This window comes from Comamonas sp. 14P8.1.4 (genome assembly GCF_057799285.1).
The window spans coordinates 393,872-411,776 of sequence record NZ_JBYOKN010000001.1; the positions used below are offsets into that span (position 1 = coordinate 393,872).

The window sequence follows — 17,905 nt, forward strand, 5'->3', positions numbered from 1 at the left end:
CGCAGCCCGCTGGACCACGCAAAGTGGCGTGAATGCGTAGATAATGAGATTTATTATCATTTGTGAGGTGATGCTGCACACCCCCCGGGCTTGGCCCCGTGCACGGTGGCGCAGGCCTTCCTATTCCTGCAACGGCCCTTCTGTGTTCGAGCGCTATTACCGAGAACTGCTGAACTTTCTTGCCCAGAAAGTGCGCGACCGCGATGTGGCCTGCGACTTGGTGCAGGAGAGCTTCACGCGGGTGTATGCCGCAGAGCGGTCCGGCACGCAGGTGCGCGATCCGCGCGCGCTGCTGTACCGCACGGCCCGCAATCTGCTGATTGACCGCTACCGCCGCACAGACACGGCCAGCGGTGTGCTGGTGCCACAGGGGGATGACCCCGATGACGCGCTGGAGGCGCAAGCCGGTCCGTCGGTGCTGGAGCCTGAGGCGGCTTTTGCCGCCCGCCAGCGCCTGGAGCAGGTGGCGCAGGTGGTGGACAGCTTGCCGCCCCGCTGCAGAGAAGCTTTTATTTTGGTGAAGTTTGAGGGTCTCAGCCATGCACAAGCGGCGCAGCGCATGGGGATTGCGGTAAAAACCGTGGAGATGCAGATTCAAATTGCACTCAAGGCCTGTTGGCAGCGCATGGATGAGCTGGATGGCACCCCGCCGACGGACCCCGTGGCGCGCGCGGGCGCAGCAGCAAGCCGCGTTAGCATGGGCCTGATGCCAAGCCGTTCCCCCGATTACAGGGTTGTGGGCATGAGCGCCGTCAACCTGATAAACCGAGCCTTTGTATGAACCGCCCCGACGCCACCCCTCCAGACACGCAGCGCTTGCGTGACGCCGCGCTGCAATGGCTGGTGCGCAGGCAGGATGCGGGCTGGACGCACGAGACGGAATCCACCTTTCAGGCGTGGCTGGCTCAAGACCCACAGCACGGCCTGTGCTATGCGCAGTGCGCACAGCGCTGGCAGGAGATGGACGCCATGCCGGCCGATCTGCTGCAGGGCATGCGCCAGCAGCTGGCCGCAGACAAGGCCCGCCATGCAGCGCCCGCGCCAGCACGGCGCAAGTTTTTGCTCTGGCCTGCCGCTTCGGCACTGGCCAGCGTGGCGGCAGGCGGCGTGGGCTTTGTGGCCTGGCAGCACTGGCAGGCACAGCCGCTGTCGGTGCACGCCTTGCGCACCGAACGCGGGCGCATGCAAAACGTGACGCTGGGCGATGGCTCCACCGTGGCCATGGATACGGACACGCAGCTGGAGGTGCGCTTTTACCGCCAGCGCCGCGAGGTGCAACTGCTGCAAGGGCAGGCCATGTTTGAGGTGACGCATGACGGGCGCCCCTTTCATGTGCTGGCCGGGGCCACGCGTGTCACCGTGGTCGGTACGCGGTTTGCGGTGCGCTACACGCCCCATATGGCGGGGCAGGAGGGCGTGCAGGTGGCTGTGGAAGAAGGTCGCGTGCGGGTGGCCGTGCTGGATGCCGCGCAGCAGCCCTCGGGTGACTATGACTTGCAGCAGGGCGTGCTGCTGACAGCAGGCCGCAGCCTGGGCACCGATGCATCGGGCCAGCCGGGGCCGACCACCGCCGTCACGGCGGAGCACATGGCCCCCTGGCGGCGCCAGCGCGTGAGCTTTCTGGATGCCCCGCTGTCCCTGGTGGTGGCGGAGTTGGAGCGCTATGGCCCCACCGGCCTGCGCATTCACCAGCCGCAGGTGGCGGCATTGCGCCTGTCCGGCACGTTCGATCCGCTGGCGGTGGGGGCTTTGTACCGGGCCTTGCCCCGGGCGCTGCCGGTGCGCTTACAAGCGGATGGCGACGGGTTTGAAATCGTCTTGCAAAAGTAAATAAGAATTTTTCGCTTTTGCTACAGGGTATCGGCGCGCTGGCGCGTCTACCGCAATAGATCCACAGCTTCTATTGCGAAAGAGACCATGTACAGCCGTTCATTCCCCTTGCTTCCCTTGTCTGTTGCGCTGGCCCTTGCCTGGGGGGCTGCCCCGGCGCTGGCGCAAACCGCCCCGGCGTCTGCTGCGGCGGGCGTGGAACAGTCTTTTCAGCTGGCCGCCCAGCCTTTGGCGCAAGCGCTGAACCTCTGGGCACGGCAAAGCGGCATGCAGCTGCTGGTGCAGCAGCAGCATGTGGCCGGCAAGACTGCACCTGCCGTGCAGGGCCGTTGGACCGCGCAGGCCGCCTTGGCGCAACTGCTCAGCGGCAGTGGCTTGCAGGCGCAGGTGGATGGCGCCGTGGTGACCATTGCCCCCATCGGCGCTGCCACTGGCAGTGAAGCAGCCCTGCAGACCGTGGATGTGCGGGCGGGCCGCACCGAAGAAGTCGGCAACGGCCCGGTGCTGGGCTATGTGGCTAAGCGCAGCCTCAGTGCCACCAAGACCGACACGCCGTTGATGGAGACACCGATGTCGATCCACGTGGTGTCCAAAGAACAAATCGAAAGCCAGGGCACGCAGCAGCTGACGCAGACGCTGCGTTACACCGCTGGCCTGTCGTCCGATATCCGGGGCGATACCTCGCGCTTTGACATGATGGCTTTCCGCGGCATTGGTGCCGTGTCTGACTCCATCCTGTAGCTGGATGGCCTGCGCCTGCCGCGTGGTGCCTCGTACCTGGTGCCGCAGGTCGACACCCACAACCTGGAGCGTGTGGAAGTGCTCAAGGGCCCGGCATCGGTCATGTACGGGCAGGCCCCGCTGGGTGGGATTGTCAGCCTGGTCAGCAAGCGCCCCAGCGCGGAGTCGGCACATGAGGTCTCGGTATCGGTAGGCAGCAACCAGCGCAAGCAGGCCACCCTGGACAGCACTGGTGCTCTGAATGCCGATGGCACGCTGCAGTACCGGTTGACAGCGCTGGCGCGCAGGTCCGAGACCTCGGTAAAGTTTGCCGAAGAAGAGCGCCTGTACATTGCGCCTTCGGTGACCTGGAAACCCAATGCCGACACCCAGCTGACCGTGATGGGCCTGTACCAGAACGACCCCAAGGGCGGTTTTTACGGCGTGCTGCCATCGCGCGGCTCCATCTTGCCCAACCGCTATGGCCGTCTGCCGCGCGATTTCTTTGATGGCTCCCCCGACACCAACAAGTTTGAACGCACGCAGTCGAGCCTGGGTTATGAATTCAGCCACCAGCTGAATGCACAGTGGAGCATTCAGCAGAACCTGCGTTACTGGCACATGGACCTGGATCAGAACCAGGTCGGGTTGAGCAAATTGCATTCCGATGACCGCACCCTCATCCGTTATGCGCTGTGGTCCAAGGAAAAGCTCAAGGCTTTGAACATTGACACCCACCTGGTGGGCAAAGTGCAGACCGGCGAGCTGGCGCACCAGGTGCTGCTGGGCGTGGATGTGCAGCGTGACCGCTGGGAGCAAACCCAGGGCTACGGCGCAGCGCCCACACTGGACTGGCTGGCACCGAATTACCAGCAGCCCATCACCTTGCCTGCGGCCAGCACCAGCCCGGATCGCAAGCAGCAGCTGACAGGGGTGTACCTGCAAGACCAGATCAAGTGGGGCCGCTGGGGCCTGACGCTGGGCGGGCGGTTTGACCGCATACACACCACCAACGACAACCAGCTGACCAAGACGTACACCGATCAGACGCTGAGCAAAGCCACCTGGCGTGCCGCCCTGATGCACAACTTTGACAGCGGCGTGGCTCCTTACGCCAGCTACGCCACGTCGTTTGACCCGTCGGTGATGGCCAACTCCTTTGGTGCACCGTTCAAGCCCACCACGGGCAAGCAGGTCGAAGTGGGGGTGAAGTACCAGCCTGTGGGGCAGGACGCCTTGTTCACCGCCGCGCTGTTTGACCTGACCCAGCAAGACGTGCTGACACAGGACCCCACTTCCACGCACCCCATGGCGCGCGTGCAGACAGGGGAGGTCAACTCGCGGGGCATTGAGCTGGAGGCGCGCTTTAGCCCCATCAAGCACCTGAACATCATTGGTGGTGCCAGCTGGATTGACCCGGAGATCACACGCAGCAACGGGGTCGACCTGGGCAAGCGTCCGATCACCGTGGCCAAACAGACCACCACGCTGTGGGCCGACTACAAGCTGACCGAGGGCGCCCTGGCAGGCTGGACAGTGGGCGCTGGCGTGCGCCACGTGGGCCACGCCTATGCGGACGCCAGCAACACCCAGAAGATTCCGGGTTACACGCTGATGGATGCCATGCTGCGCTATGACCTGCAGCACCTGGACAGCTCGCTGCGTGGTGCTTCCTTGCTGCTGAACTTCACCAACCTGACCAACAAGACCTACTTCACCTGCAATGGCGCAGACTTCTGCAACTACGGTCAAGGCCGTACCTTCTTGGCGACGCTGAAGTATGGCTGGTAAGCAACTGGGGGCCACGCCCCATCACCGCCGGGTGCTCCTGGCCATTGGCCTGCTGTATGTCGGTTTTGGCGTGATGGCCGGGCTGTTGCAGGGCGGCCTGCCCCCCATCCTGCGGGCACGCGGCATGTCGATGGACACCATCGCTTGGACGTTTGCGCTGTACCTGCCGATTGGCCTGTCCTTTCTGTGGGCGCCGCTGGTAGATCGCCTGCGCCTGCCGTGGCTGTCGCCACGCATCGCCTGGATTGTGCTGGCGCAAGCCGTGGCCGTGCTGGCACTGATCGCTATTGCGGGATTGGGCGATGCGCCGCTGGGCCTGCTGTTTGGCGTGGGGCTGGTGGTGGCGGTGGCAGCCGCCACCATGGATCTGGCGCTGGATGCGCTGGCCGTGGAGCTGACGCCCGCGCACAGCAAGCCCCTGGCGGCATCGATGAAGCTGGCGGCACTGGCGCTGGGCGGCATGCTTGGCGGCGGGGTGCTGGTGGCGGCACTGGCACAGCTGGGCTGGCAGACCACGTTCTGGCTGGTGGCGGCGTTCATGCTGCTGTCTTTGCTGCCCATCCTCGGTTTGGTGGGGCATGAGCGCGCCCATGCGGTGCAGCAAGCCCTGCAGCAACGCATGCCCACGCAGTGGTTTGCCTGCTTGCGCCAGCCCCAGATGCGCCAGTACCTGCTGGTGCTGGTGGTGGCTGCGGGCGTGATCTTCCCGCTCAGCGCGCTCAACCGGGTGATGCTGGTGGACATCGGCGTTCCCATGGAGCGCATTGCTTGGCTGGTGGGCACCTTGCAGCCACTGGCGCTGCTGGCCATTGCCGTGCTGGCAACACCGCTGATTCGCTGGCTGGGCCACAAGGGCGCCTTGTGGGCGCTGACGGCAACCGGCGCTCTGTGTGTGCTGGGTCTGATGCTGGGCCATGCACAGCACGCCCAGGCGCTGGCGGTGGTGGCCACCGTGGGCATAGCGGCCGTGGTGGGCGGGTTGATGGTGGTGTATTCCGCCCTCATCCTGCGCTGGTCCGAAGGGCCGCAGGCCGCCACCAATTACGCCGTGCTGTTTTGCGGCACGCGCCTGGCAGGCATGGTCACCTCGGTGCTGGCGGGCAAGCTGGTGGCACTGCTGGCCTGGCAGGCCTTCTATGGCCTGGGCTTGGTGGCGCTGCTGCTGTCCAGTGCCTGGCTGCTGTGGACGCTGCGCCGTTCGCCGCACGTGGTGTGAGCCCCACCGATGACCTGGTGCAGCGCTGCCTGTTGGGCAGTCGCTGCCTTTCACAATAATCAAGGAGATCCCATGAATCCCCCCGTTTCCCCCACCTTGCCGATTGCCGGTCTCGATACGCAGCTGTTTGATGCCAGCGAATGGCCACTGATGTATGGCCGTTTTCCAGAGCTGAGCGAGAGTGACCGTGTCACGCGCATTCTGGATTCGCTGGATGCCATCTTGGCGCTGCAGCAACCGTTTGTGATGGCCTGGATTCCGCCCAGCCATGACCACGATGACGAGCCACACGCAGATGAGAAACGCTCTGTGGTCTGGATCAAGCAGCGCAAGGCCGACCTGCGCCAGCATTGCCGCGGCTATCTGTACATCACCGACGACGCGGCGCTGGCCGAATTGCTGGAGAGCCGCCTGCAGACCGTACGCAAGATGTATGGCTTTCCCATGACCGTGGTAGCTGATCGCGCCAGCGCCCAGCGCCCAGCGGCAGGCGCAAACGCTGTTGTTGCCCCCGCTAGCAGCCGGGTGAGCACAGGGCTGCAGAGGGTGAGCGGATTTTTGATCCTTATTGCCTTCTAGCCCTTGCTGAATCAGCGCTGACAGCTATTTTTTTGAGAAGGTGAGGGTGGTGCAGAACCTGCCTGGGGCGGGCTGCACGATGTGGTTTCTGCGGAGGCCGCCGCGCAGGGAGCGTGCCACAATTCGAGGGTAAACCCGTGCAGGCGGCATGCGGCAACCTGCGAATTCTGGCTTTTTACCTGCTCCTCACCATGCTTCGACGCACTTTGATTTCCACCGCTGCGGTGGCCCTCGCTTCTGTGGCCATGGCCTCGACCGCCTGGGCGGCCGATGATGCCTGGCCCAAGCTCAAGCCCATCAACCTGATCGTGCCCTTCAGCGCCGGTGGCAATGTGGACTTCCAGTCGCGCCTGATTGGGCAGAAGCTGTCCGAGCGCCTGGGCCAGACCGTGGTCATCGACAACGTACCCGGCGCCGGTGGTGTGCTGGGCGTGAGCAAGGCGATTGCCGCTAAACCCGACGGTTACACCCTGGTCATGGGCTTTGATGGCCCGGTGAGCGTGGCGCAGCTGGTCAACAAAGCCGTCAAGTACAACGCTGAGCAGGATCTGGCCCCCATTGGCCTGGTCAGCATTGCCCCCGTAGTACTGATGGCGCGCCCCGGTCTGCCTGCCAAGAACATGCAAGAGCTGATTGCACTGGCCAAGGCCCAGCCCGGCAAGGTGACCTACGGCACCTCGGGTGTGGGCACGGTGCTGCACTTGGCTATGGAAATGGTGCAAGAGCGCGCCGGTGTGCAGATGGTGCACGTGCCCTACCGGGGCGGTGCGCAGATCACCAACGATGTGATGGGCGGCCAGGTGGACACCGGCTATATGGTCACCACCAGTGCCACGCCTTTGGTGCACCAGGGCAAGCTGCACGCGCTGGGCGTGACCTCGGCCCAGCGCATTGATGCGATTGCCAACGTACCCACCTTCTCGGAAACCCCGGTGCTCAAGGGTCTGGAGATCAACACCTGGACCGGTCTGCTGGCCCCCAAGGGCACACCCGACGCGGTGGTACAGCGCCTGGCCAAGGAGCTAAGCGCCGTGCTGCAACTGCCCGATGTGCAGCAGCGCCTCAAAGACGGTGGCGCCACACCGGGCCAACGCACGCTGGGCGACTTTGCCCAGTTCCTGAAGCAGGAAAAGGCCAGCTACACGGCCATCGTGCAATTGGCCAAGATTGAGCAGGAATAAGCCATGCCACTGCCCGCCCCGCTGAACCCGGTGCATGCGCCGCTGGACCTGCCCGTGCTGCCCGAAGTGGCGGCCGTGGCGGCCGAGATGCTGCGCCTGCGCCATGATCTGCATGCCCACCCCGAGCTGGCCTACGAGGAACACCGCACCGGTGACACCGTGGCCGAGCGGCTGACCGCCTGGGGCTTTGAAGTGCACCGTGGGCTGGGTGATACCGGCGTGGTGGGCACGCTGCGCTGCGGCGACGGCCCCCGGCTGGGCCTGCGCGCCGACATGGATGCGCTACCCATTCTGGAGGCCACGGGCCTGCCTTACGCCAGCCAGCATGCGGGCAAGATGCACGCCTGCGGGCATGATGGCCACACAGCCACGCTGCTGACGGCCGCCAAGGTGCTGGCTGATCGCCAAGCAACGTTGCAAGGCACGCTGCACCTGATTTTTCAGCCCGCAGAAGAAGGCCATGGCGGTGCCAAGAAGATGGTGGAGCAAGGCTTGTTTGAGCGCTTTCCGTGCGATGCGCTGTACGCCTTCCACAACGAGCCGGGCTACCCCGCTGGGCACTTTGGCTTTCGCGCCGGGGTGATGTATTCCAGCTCGGACACGGCCATCATCACCATTCGCGGCAAGGGCGGCCACGGGGCCATGCCGCATGTGGCGGTGGACCCGATCGTGGTGGCCTCACACCTGGTGCTGGCGCTGCAGACCATCCGCTCGCGCGAGGTGGACCCCAACGACATGGCCGTGGTCACCATCGGTGCCATCCATGCGGGCGATGCGCCCAATGTGATCCCCGAGACTTGCGAGCTGCGCCTGACCATTCGTGCGCGCTGCCCCGAGGTGCGCGCGCTGCTGCGCGAGCGCATTACCGCCATGGCACACGCCCAGGCGGCGGTGCACCGCGCCACGGCCGAGGTGAATTACATCTGGCGTTATCCCCCTGTGATGAATGACCCGGTCGCCACCGACTTTGCCGTGGGCGTCGCCCGGGAGTTTCTGGGCGACGCCTGGCTGATTCCTGATCTGCAGCCGCTGCAAGCCAGCGATGACTTCGCCATCATGCTCAACGAGGTGCCCGGCAACTACTTCATCGTGGGCAATGGCATGGGCGAAGGTGGCTGCATGGTGCACAACGCCGCCTACGACTTCAACGACAACCTGCTGCCGGTCACGGCCAGCTACTGGGTACAACTGGCCCAGCGCTACCTGAAGGCCCGCGCATGAACGCCATTGACCTCTCCGGCCAGAACCTGCCCGGCTTTGATGCCACCACTGCCTACTGGCAGGACATCGTCACTGAAGCCGAGCTGACCCAGTCCACTCAGCCGCCGTATGCGCGCAGCTACCCCGCGCGCCTACCGGATGGACGCTATCTGGTGCTGCCGCTGCGCGGCATGCCCACGGCCGACGGCAGTGCGCCGGAGCGCTGCGTCGCCTCGCTGATTGCCAACCAGGCGTCGATGGACGTGGTGGACACGCTGGCGCTGCACATGGCGCAAGCGGCCAAGGCGTATGATTTTGATGTGATCGTCGGTCTGCCTACGTTGGGCCTGGCCTTTGCGCCGCTGGTGGCCAAGGCACTGGGCCACCGCCGTTATGTGCCACTGGGCTATTCGCGCAAGTACTGGTACCGGGAAGCGCTGTCTGAGCCCGTCAGCTCCATCACTACGCCGGGCAAGGGCAAGCTGCTGTATGTGGACCCCAACCAGCTGCCGCTGCTGGCGGGCCAGCGCGTGCTGGTGGTGGACGATGCCGTCAGCTCCGGAACCACCATGGTCTCGGGCCTGCAACTGCTGCAGCGCTGCGGCGCACACATCAGCGCGATTGCCGTGGCCATGCGCCAGGGCACGCAATGGCAGCACAAGCTGCTGCGCAGCGATGGCAGCGCCATTCCCGTGGTTGGCGCCTTCGACTGCCCGCGCATGGTGCGCCAGGATGGCGCCTGGTGGCCTGAGGCCTGAGGGCAGCTAGGCTGGCTCCGGATACAAAAAAGGCTTGCAACCATGTTGCAAGCCTTTTTGCCATTCAGGGCTGATGCAGCTTGCGCTGGCAGCTCTGTTTTTTGAGATCAAAGCAGCGATTTGGCGTTGTCCAGCACAAAGTCGCAGGCCTTTTCTTTCAGGTCGCCCTTGAGCTTGTCCATGCTAAAGCTCTGGCCGTTGCCGCCCGTGATCATGCCGGTCAGGCCGTTCAGATAGCCCTCATCCTTGGGGGCTTCCTGCTTTTGGGTGCCCAGACCCAGTTTGCCCAGCAGCTGTTCTTTGACCTGCTCGGCCTTGTTGGGGTTCAGGTAGTTGTTCTTCATGCAATAGGTCAGCACGCCTGCGGCATTGCTGGCCGTGCCGGATGCGGGAACGCCCAGCGATGACAGCAAACCACTGGCTGCGCTGCCGCTGTTGCCCAGCAGACCACCCAGTGCCGAGCTGCCTGTGCTGCTGTTGGCCGTGGCGCTGCTGCCTGCGCCCAGCTGCGATGCCTGCTCGCGCAAGGTATCGCCCCAGCTGGCGGCGTGGGCGCCCCAGGTGGTGCTGCACAGGGCAGCGGCCAGCGCTGCGGTCTTCATCCAATGTTTCATTACCAACTCCTTCTGCGGTGCAAGGCGCACAAGGTAGCACGGCTGGTGCGGTGCAGCGTGTGGGCAAATGTAGTGATTTGCAAAAATCGCCCCACCACGGTGGCTGCTTGCAAAAATTTAAAGCTTTTTGGCTGCTAACGCTGATGTAGCCTATGCAGGCAGCTTCTGATTTTGATGGGATGCATGGCGTGCACCGCACCTGGTGCGCGCGGCAGCGGGCACAAAAAAGGCCACCGAAGTGGCCGGGGGCTGCGGCGCATGCGCGCGCTGCGCGGTGGTTTAGCGCGTAGCCGGTGTGGTGCTGGCTGGCGCACTGGCGGGCACAGCGGCGTCTGCGGCCGGTGCTGCGGGCTTGGCCTTCGGCGTGAGTGTGGTGCTGACGGTGCGGTCGCCCTGGGGTGGGTGGGGGAAGTCGGTCAGCGCTGCGTCAAACAGAATGTTCCAGATCACGTTGTCGTCCATCCAGACTTCGTCGTAGGTGGCCGAGGTTTCGTAGACGATTTTCTGGGTCTGCTGGTCACGCAGCACCAATTTGACGCCCCGGTAATAGACCATGGGTGGCGTGTCCATCCAGCCCAGCCCCATGCCCATGCGCGGTCCCCCAAAGCCCATGCCAAAACCAAAGCGGGGGCCGTAGAACCAGTTGTCATACGCCGGGTGGTAGGCGCGGCCCTGGGAGGCGTTGGCACCGACTTGCACCACCAGGCGTGCCAGGTCAGGGCGTGGGTCCCGCGTCAGGCCCACGCGCTGCAAGGCCTTTTCGGCGGCGGCTTCCACCTTGGCAAAGCTTTGCTGCTGGCTTTGCGAGGGCAGCAGCTCCATGCGGTAGGTGGCGGGCAAGTTGATGCCGCCCATGCTGGAGTAGCTTTGCACACTGGAGTTGATCTGGCGCGGGCCGCTGGCACAGCCAGTCAGCACGGCGGCGGTGGCCACCAAGGCGGCGATGGCCCAGCGGCGGGTGTTGGAGGTGTTGTTCATTGGTTGGTGCTCCTGCAGATGGAAGATCCATGCTTGCCTGTGGGAGCCACGATACACCGGCCAAGTTCCCGGGAACAGACATTCCCGTGCCATGCAGGGTGTTGCAGCATGTAAAAAGCCCTGCATGGGCAGGGCTTTGTGAGGGCGAGAGGGCTGCGGTTTAACCGATTTGCACCACTTGCACGCCGCCGGGCAGGGCCGAGGGCTTGGGCATTTCCTCATGGTCAAACGCCATGTCGCCGTTCGGGTCGGCAATGCCGGTGGCCTTGGCACCCTTGAAGTCGTGCAACTCGGGATCCATCATGTGCGTGGTGACCACATTGCCCATGGCGCGGAACATGCTCTCGATGCGGCCGGGGAACTTCTTGTCCCACTCGCGCAGCATGTCGCCCACGGCCACGCGCTGCAGGCCGTCCTGGCTGCCGCACAGGTTGCAAGGGATGATGGGGAAGTTGTTGTACTGCGCCCAGCGGATGGTGTCCTTCTCGGGCACGTAGCACAGGGGACGAATCACGACGTGCTTGCCGTCGTCCGACACCAGCTTGGGTGGCATGCCCTTCATGCGGCCACCGTAGAACATGTTGAGCATCAGCGTCTGCACGATGTCATCGCGGTGGTGACCCAGTGCCACCTTGGTGCAGCCCAGACGGTCGGCCACCGAGTACAAAATCGCACGGCGCAGGCGCGAACACAGACCGCAGGTGGTCTTGCCTTCCGGAATCACGCGCTTGACGACCGAGTAGGTGTCTTGCGTTTCGATGTGGTAGTCCACGCCGATGGACTGGAAGTACTCGGGCAGGATGTGGTCAGGGAAACCGGGCTGCTTCTGGTCCAGGTTCACGGCCACGATCTCGAACTTCACGGGCGCGCGCTTTTGCAGCTTGCGCAGGATGTCGAGCAGCGTGTAGCTGTCCTTGCCGCCGGACATGCAGACCATGATCTTGTCGCCGTCTTCAATCATGTTGAAGTCCATCACGGCACGGCCTACCTCGCGGCACAGGCGTTTTTCGAGCTTGATCTGCTCGCGCTCAATCTTGATCTTGCCGGGCTTGGCTTCGCCCTCGGCGGCAGCAGCTTGGTTGTCGGCAACGGCCTCTTCGGCCATCCAGGGGTTTTCAGTCACAGCGTTCATGGGGTTCACCATTGTCCGGTTTCGACGCGAATGGCGATTTCGCAGTCGTCAAAGATCTCTAACTTGCTAATTTTCACGCGCACACCCCGCACGCCGGGCAGGGCTTGCAGCTGCTGGGCCACTTCGCCAGTCAGGCGCTCCAGCAAGTCGGTATGACGAGCGGTGCAGACTTGCAAAATGGCATCGCGCGCCAGCCGGTAGTCCAGCACCTCGGTGATGGCGTCGCTGGCGGGCAGCAGGGGCAGGGTGCCCATGTTGAGCTCGGCATCCACGCGGATGGGCTGCGCAGCCTCGCGCTCGTGGGCAAGAATGCCCAAGCGTGCGTTCAGGCGCAGCCCGGTCAGGGCGATGGTGCGTTGGCCAGTGGCAGCAGACGACATAAAAAGAGGAGCATGTTGCGGGCTTGCAGCCTGCATTTTGCGGTGTTTAGCGTGTGAATAGATGTGCGGTCATGGTCACCACGCCTTCCAGCTGTTGGCGCCAGCGGGCTGATTTGCAGCCCACACGCTCGCAAGCGACGACAATGCAGGGGTGATGACAGAACCCACAATTTTAACGAACGCATTGCGTTTGCACATCGACAAGGCCATTGCCCAAGCGGGTGGATGGATCGGCTTTGACCAATTCATGGCTGCGGCGTTGTATACGCCGGGGCTGGGTTACTACGCCAATGACACGGCCAAGTTTGGTGCGCTGCCCGATTCCGGCAGCGATTTTGTGACGGCGCCCGAGATTTCGCCTGCCTTTGGCCAACTGGTGGCCGCGCAGATTGCCGAGGCCCTGGCCAAGACGGGTACCGACGAGGTCTGGGAGTTCGGCGCCGGCACCGGCGCGCTGGCGCTGCAGATTCTGGAAGAGCTGGACCGCCTGGGCGTACACATTGCGCGCTACACCATCGTGGATCTGTCGGGCACGCTGCGTGCCCGCCAGCAGGCCAAGCTGGTGGCGCATGCGCCCAAGGTGGTCTGGGCCAACGAGCTGCCCGCGCAGATGCAGGGCGTGGTCGTAGGTAACGAGGTGCTGGATGCCATGCCGGTGCAGATCATTGCCCGTGTACAGGGCCAATGGTTCGAGCGCGGCATCGCCGTTGAAGACGGGCAACTGGTGTGGGCCAACCGCCCGACCGACTTGCGCCCACCGCTGGAGGTGGAGGGGGAGCACGATTACGAAACCGAAGTCCACGCGCAGGGCGAAGCCTTTGTGCGCACGCTGGGTGCACACCTGGTGCGCGGCGCGGTGTTTTTGATTGACTACGGCTTTGGCGAAGGCGAGTACTACCACCCGCAGCGCCACATGGGCACCATGGTCTGCCACTACCAGCACCAGGTCGACAGCAACCCGCTGGACAAGGTGGGCCTCAAAGACATCACCGCCCACGTCAACTTCACCGGCACGGCCGTGACCGCCCAAGATGCGGGTTTTGACGTGCTGGGCTACACCACGCAGGCGCACTTTCTCATCAATTGCGGTCTGCAGGCCAAGCTGGATGCCATGAACGCCGCCGAGCGCGCCATGGCACTCAAGCTGATGCTGGAGCATGAGATGGGTGAGCTGTTCAAGGTGATCGGCCTGGTCAAGGGCGCAGAGCCCTGGGATGCCCTGGGCTTTGTGCACGGCGACCGCACCCACCGTCTGTAAACACCGCAAAGCTGCCCATGATCCGCTGGATGCTGTTGATCTTCGTTTTCCTCGTGCTGCTCAACGCTGCCACGGGCGTGATTCGCAAAGTCGGTCTGGGTCGGCTGCCGGGCGATTTCACCTTCCGGCTGCTGGGGCGCGAGGTGTTTCTGCCGTGTGCCAGCGCAGTGCTGGTGACGGTGCTGCTGTTCAGCGTGATCAAGCTGGTGGCCTGGCTGGGTTAGGTTGTAAGAAAAGATAGCTTTTGGCGATTGCTGCATCAGCGTTAGAAGCTGTTTTTGTGCTGAAGTTGGCATGGGCATTGCACGCCCCCTGTGCTTGCAAAATGCCCAGCAGGCACCATATAGTGCTTTTCAGATTGCGTGAGGAACTGCCATGACCACTGCCGACCGCCTGCACATCGTCTGCCCGCATTGCCACAAGACCAACCGCGTGCTGGCTGCGCAGCTGCACAGCGCACCCGATTGCGGCAGCTGCCACCAGCCGCTGTTCACGGGCGAGCCTGTGGCGCTGGATGCAGAAAGCTTTGCCAAGCATGTGGGGCGCAGCCATATCCCTGTGGTGGTGGACTTTTGGGCGCCCTGGTGCGGCCCCTGCCGCATGATGGCCCCGGCCTTTGCGCAGGCGGCGCAGCAACTGTCACCCCAGGTGCGGCTGGCCAAGCTGGATACCGAGGCCTACCCGCACGTGGCGCAGCCCTATGGCATTCGCAGCATTCCCACCATGATCATCTTTCAGGGCGGCAACGAGGTGGCTCGTATCTCTGGCGCCTTGCCAGCGGGTGAGATCGTGCGCTGGGTGCGTTCCGTCACTGACGCGCTCTGACCGGCCAGCGCACGCTTTCCCTTGGCTTTTTTCGCGAAGGGGGCTGCGCCTGTCGAACGGTTAAAACCGTAGCTGCTTACGCCGGTACTGCCTGGGCTGCAAGCAGTTTGAGTGCATCAGAGAGTGCACGAATGTCTGCATCGGTGGTCTGCCAGCTGACCGAGGCACGCACCACGCTGTCCAGGCCGCGCGCCTGCATGTCCAAAGGGGTGAATCCCATGCCGCTGAGTGCCAGCTGCATGCCTTGTTGCTGCAGCGCTTGCTGCACCTGGGCGGGGGGCATGCCGTCCAGCGTGAACGGCACAATGCCGCAGCTGTCTGGGGCACCCGGCAGGCTGCGCAGCGTCAGCCCCGGCACCTCGCGCAAGGCGGCGCGCAGCGCACGCGCACTCTGGGCAATGTGGGCCAGGCGTTGCGGCCAGCCTTGGGTGTGGGCGGTCTCCAACGCTGCCAGCAGGCCGAGTTTGAGTGCCATGGAGCCTTCGGACTGCTCCAGCATGCGTGCGCTACGGCGCAGCTGCGGGCCTGTCGCCGTCATGGGGCAAGACACATGGTCCACCGTTATGGGGCGCAGCTGCTCCACCAGACGGGGGCGCAGGTACACCAGCCCCGTGCCGCGTGGCCCGCACAGCCATTTGCGGCCAGGGGCGGTCAGTGCATCACACTGCAAGGCCTGTACATCGGCGGGAATGTGGCCCAGGGCCTGGGCGGCATCAATCAGGTAGGGAATGCCGTGGCGCGCGCAGACAGCGCCCAAGGCCTGCGCGTCGTACACGGTGCAACCGTTGGCGGGCACCCATGTCAGCGCAACTAGCTTGACGCGTGCATCCAGCAGGGCCTCCAGCGCAGGCAGGTCCAGCGCGCCCTCCGGTGTGCAAGGGATGGTTTCAATGCGAATCCCGCTGCGTTGCTGCAGCTGGTGCAGCATGGCGTAATTGCCACCCCATTCCCCGGGCGTGACCAGCACGCGGTCACCCGCCTGCAGCGGCAGCGCGCCCACCACGGCGCACCAGCCGTGCGAGTTGCCGGTGGTCAGCGCAATGTCACTGGCCGGGCAGTTCAGCAGTTCCCCGAGTTGTGCATACAGCTGTGCCAGCTGTGGCTGTACCTGCTGGGCCGCGGTGTAGGCGCCTTGGCTTTGCTCCAGTTGCATATAGCGAGAGATCACGTCCAGGGTGCTGTCGGGCATCAGGCCGCCAGCGGCTTGGTTGAAGTAGTGCATGGTGCTTGCTGCAAAGTGGTGCTAGCCATGCTAGCGCGGGATGCACTCTGCGTGCTGGGTGTTGTGTGCGGTGCACCACCGGTTTGCGGCAGCGCGGGCATCGCCAGCTTCGTGGCCAGTGCCCGGTCAGGCTCCGTGGCGCAGCTGGGCCAGTTCTTCGTCGGTGAACACCCGTGAGCGCGTGAGAAAGGCCTTGCCCTCCGGCCCCTCCAGCGACAGCGTGCCGCCGCCGTGACCGTCGATCACGTCGATGATGAGCTGGGTGTGCTTCCAGTACTCAAACTGCGAGGTACTCATGTAAAACGGCAGCCCGCCAATCTCGCCCAGCTGCACATCGCCGGGGCCAATGGTCAGCTCGCCCTCGATATAGCAATTGGCCGCACTGTTGTCGCAGCAACCCCCAGACTGGTGAAAGAACAGGGCCGGGCCGTATTTGGCCTTGAGCACTTCGATCAACGCCAGGGTTGCCGGGGTGGCAATGACACGGTCAACCATGGGGTGCTCCTTGTGAAGAAAGATAGCTGCTAGCGCTTGGTGCATAAGGGCTAGCGGTCTATTTGGCTTGAAGTAATGGCGGGGCCGCAAGCTTGGCATAGCGCCCCGCAGGCGAGGCACACCATCGAAGACAGTAGCAGCGCTACGGCGAGATGGTGCAACGACGCATTCGGGGTGCTAGGACAAGCGCTTAAAAGAAGCCCAGTTTGGATTCGGAGTAGGACACCAACAGGTTCTTGGTCTGCTGGTAGTGATTGAGCATCATCTTGTGGTTCTCACGCCCCACGCCCGACTCCTTGTAGCCGCCAAACGCCGCGTGCGCGGGGTAGTGGTGGTAGCAGTTGGTCCACACGCGCCCGGCCTTGATGCCGCGGCCCATGCGGTAGGCCACATTGCCGTTGCGGCTCCACACCCCGGCGCCCAGGCCGTACAGCGTGTCGTTGGCCAGCTCCAGCGCTTCGGCTTCGGTCTTGAAGGTGGTCACCGCCAGCACGGGGCCAAAGATCTCCTCCTGGAAGATGCGCATCTTGTTGTGGCCCTTGAAGATGGTGGGCTGCACGTAGTAGCCGCTGTCCAGGTCGCCCCCCAGCTGTGCCTGCGCACCGCCGATGAGCACCTGCGCGCCTTCTTGTTTGCCCAAGTCCAGGTACGACAAGATCTTGGTCAGCTGCTCCTTGCTGGCCTGGGCACCCATCATGGAGTTGGGGTCCAGCGGGTTGCCATGCTTAATGGCTGCTACGCGCTTCAGCACCCGTTCCATGAACTTCTCGTAAATCGATTCATGAATCAGCGCGCGTGAGGGGCAGGTGCAGACCTCGCCCTGGTTGAAGGCAAACAGCACCAGCCCTTCGATGGCTTTGTCCAGAAAGCTGTCGTCCTTGTCCATCACATCGGCAAAGAAGATGTTGGGCGACTTGCCGCCCAGCTCCAGCGTGGCCGGGATCAGGCTGTTGGCGGCCGCCTGCGCAATCACGCGGCCGGTGCTGGTGGAGCCAGTGAAGGCAATCTTGGCAATGCGCTTGCTTTGCGCCAGCGGCATGCCGGCTTCACGGCCAAAGCCGTTGACGATGTTGAGTACGCCCGGCGGCAGCAGGTCGCCAATGATGCCCATCAGCACCAGGATGGAGACTGGGGTGGATTCCGCAGGTTTGAGCACCACGCAGTTGCCAGCGGCCAACGCGGGGGCCAGCTTCCACGCCGCCATCAGGATGGGGAAGTTCCACGGAATGATCTGGCCGACCACGCCCAGCGGCTCGTGGAAGTGGTAGGCCACGGTGTCGCCATCGATCTGGCTGATGCCGCCTTCTTGTGTGCGAATGGCACCCGCAAAGTAGCGGAAGTGGTCGGCAGACAGGGGAATGTCGGCATTCAGCGTTTCGCGAATCGCTTTGCCGTTGTCGATGGTCTCCACATAGGCCAGCAATTCCTTGTTGGCGTCGATGCGGTCGGCAATCTGCAGCAAGATGTTGCTGCGCTCGGTGGGACTGGTCTTCCCCCAGGCATCGGCAGCCGCATGGGCAGCGTCCAGCGCCTTGTCGATATCGGCCGCCGTGCCGCGAGCGACCCGCGTGTAGACCTTGCCGTTGATGGGGGTGACGACGTCAAAGTACTCGCCATTGGTCGGCGCAACCCATCGGCCGCCGATGTAGTTGTCGTACTGGGCTTGGTATTGGTGCAGTGCACCAGACTGACCGGGCAAAACGTAAGGCATGACAACGCTCCTGCA

The 17,905-nt window shown here is 63.9% G+C and carries 17 protein-coding genes and 1 pseudogene; 11 read left to right on the forward strand and 7 right to left on the reverse strand.

Features of this window, described 5'->3' with window-relative positions:
* Window positions 1–142: 142 nt before the first annotated feature.
* The 8 genes and pseudogenes from AC27VO_RS01820 to AC27VO_RS01855 all read left to right on the forward strand — a co-directional run bounded on the left by AC27VO_RS01820 (window position 143) and on the right by AC27VO_RS01855 (window position 9,275).
* Complete coding sequence (locus AC27VO_RS01820; RefSeq protein WP_488664998.1) at window positions 143–781, forward strand: RNA polymerase sigma factor; 639 nt, start codon at window positions 143–145, stop codon at window positions 779–781.
* Entirely contained in the window at window positions 778–1,830 is a 1,053-nt protein-coding gene (locus AC27VO_RS01825; protein ID WP_488664999.1) for a FecR family protein, read from the forward strand. The genes AC27VO_RS01820 and AC27VO_RS01825 overlap by 4 nt, the downstream gene beginning before the upstream one ends.
* A 267-nt stretch (window positions 1,831–2,097) precedes the next feature.
* Window positions 2,098–4,341, forward strand: a pseudogene (locus AC27VO_RS01830) (TonB-dependent siderophore receptor).
* Window positions 4,331–5,557, forward strand: a complete 1,227-nt coding sequence (locus AC27VO_RS01835) for an MFS transporter (protein WP_488665000.1) — start codon at window positions 4,331–4,333, stop codon at window positions 5,555–5,557. The pseudogene AC27VO_RS01830 and the gene AC27VO_RS01835 overlap by 11 nt, the downstream one beginning before the upstream one ends.
* A gap of 72 nt (window positions 5,558–5,629) precedes the next feature.
* The gene (locus AC27VO_RS01840) at window positions 5,630–6,136 is read left to right on the forward strand and encodes a hypothetical protein (protein ID WP_488665001.1); all 507 of its coding nucleotides are present in this window, start codon (window positions 5,630–5,632) and stop codon (window positions 6,134–6,136) included.
* 191 nt (window positions 6,137–6,327) lie between these two features.
* Window positions 6,328–7,317 (forward strand): Bug family tripartite tricarboxylate transporter substrate binding protein, encoded by a 990-nt coding sequence (locus AC27VO_RS01845; RefSeq protein ID WP_488665002.1) that lies wholly within the window; start codon window positions 6,328–6,330, stop codon window positions 7,315–7,317.
* 3 nt (window positions 7,318–7,320) lie between these two features.
* Complete coding sequence (locus AC27VO_RS01850; RefSeq protein ID WP_488665003.1) at window positions 7,321–8,538, forward strand: M20 aminoacylase family protein; 1,218 nt, start codon at window positions 7,321–7,323, stop codon at window positions 8,536–8,538.
* Window positions 8,535–9,275: a phosphoribosyltransferase gene (locus AC27VO_RS01855; protein ID WP_488665004.1), complete on the forward strand. Its 741-nt coding sequence runs from the start codon at window positions 8,535–8,537 to the stop codon at window positions 9,273–9,275. Before AC27VO_RS01850 ends, AC27VO_RS01855 begins: the two co-directional genes overlap by 4 nt.
* A gap of 107 nt (window positions 9,276–9,382) precedes the next feature.
* On the opposite strand, the gene AC27VO_RS01860 is transcribed toward AC27VO_RS01855, so the two are convergent.
* The 4 genes from AC27VO_RS01860 to AC27VO_RS01875 all read right to left on the reverse strand — a co-directional run bounded on the left by AC27VO_RS01860 (window position 9,383) and on the right by AC27VO_RS01875 (window position 12,379).
* A complete protein-coding gene (locus AC27VO_RS01860; protein WP_488665514.1) occupies window positions 9,383–9,877 on the reverse strand; it encodes a YjjA family protein in 495 nt (164 codons plus the stop codon).
* Window positions 9,878–10,168: 291 nt separating this feature from the next.
* Window positions 10,169–10,867 (reverse strand): DUF4136 domain-containing protein, encoded by a 699-nt coding sequence (locus AC27VO_RS01865; protein WP_488665005.1) that lies wholly within the window; start codon window positions 10,865–10,867, stop codon window positions 10,169–10,171.
* A gap of 160 nt (window positions 10,868–11,027) precedes the next feature.
* Window positions 11,028–12,011, reverse strand: a complete 984-nt coding sequence (ttcA, locus tag AC27VO_RS01870; RefSeq protein ID WP_488665006.1) for a tRNA 2-thiocytidine(32) synthetase TtcA — start codon at window positions 12,009–12,011, stop codon at window positions 11,028–11,030.
* Window positions 12,005–12,379, reverse strand: a complete 375-nt coding sequence (locus AC27VO_RS01875) for a dihydroneopterin aldolase (protein ID WP_488665007.1) — start codon at window positions 12,377–12,379, stop codon at window positions 12,005–12,007. Before AC27VO_RS01875 ends, ttcA begins: the two co-directional genes overlap by 7 nt.
* Window positions 12,380–12,533: 154 nt before the next feature.
* Between AC27VO_RS01875 and AC27VO_RS01880 the strand changes: the two genes are divergently transcribed.
* The 3 genes from AC27VO_RS01880 to trxC all read left to right on the forward strand — a co-directional run bounded on the left by AC27VO_RS01880 (window position 12,534) and on the right by trxC (window position 14,462).
* The gene (locus tag AC27VO_RS01880; protein WP_488665008.1) at window positions 12,534–13,637 is read left to right on the forward strand and encodes a class I SAM-dependent methyltransferase; all 1,104 of its coding nucleotides are present in this window, start codon (window positions 12,534–12,536) and stop codon (window positions 13,635–13,637) included.
* 17 nt (window positions 13,638–13,654) lie between these two features.
* Complete coding sequence (locus AC27VO_RS01885) at window positions 13,655–13,861, forward strand: DUF2905 family protein (protein WP_488665009.1); 207 nt, start codon at window positions 13,655–13,657, stop codon at window positions 13,859–13,861.
* A gap of 151 nt (window positions 13,862–14,012) precedes the next feature.
* Window positions 14,013–14,462, forward strand: a complete 450-nt coding sequence (trxC, locus tag AC27VO_RS01890; protein ID WP_488665010.1) for a thioredoxin TrxC — start codon at window positions 14,013–14,015, stop codon at window positions 14,460–14,462.
* 76 nt (window positions 14,463–14,538) lie between these two features.
* On the opposite strand, the gene AC27VO_RS01895 is transcribed toward trxC, so the two are convergent.
* The 3 genes from AC27VO_RS01895 to exaC all read right to left on the reverse strand — a co-directional run bounded on the left by AC27VO_RS01895 (window position 14,539) and on the right by exaC (window position 17,890).
* On the reverse strand, window positions 14,539–15,684 hold the full coding sequence (locus tag AC27VO_RS01895) for an aminotransferase class V-fold PLP-dependent enzyme (protein WP_488665011.1): 1,146 nt from the start codon (window positions 15,682–15,684) through the stop codon (window positions 14,539–14,541).
* Between the two features lie 126 nt (window positions 15,685–15,810).
* On the reverse strand, window positions 15,811–16,179 hold the full coding sequence (locus AC27VO_RS01900; protein ID WP_488665012.1) for a DUF779 domain-containing protein: 369 nt from the start codon (window positions 16,177–16,179) through the stop codon (window positions 15,811–15,813).
* A gap of 190 nt (window positions 16,180–16,369) precedes the next feature.
* Entirely contained in the window at window positions 16,370–17,890 is a 1,521-nt protein-coding gene (gene exaC, locus AC27VO_RS01905) for an acetaldehyde dehydrogenase ExaC (protein ID WP_488665013.1), read from the reverse strand.
* Window positions 17,891–17,905 lie beyond the last annotated feature (15 nt).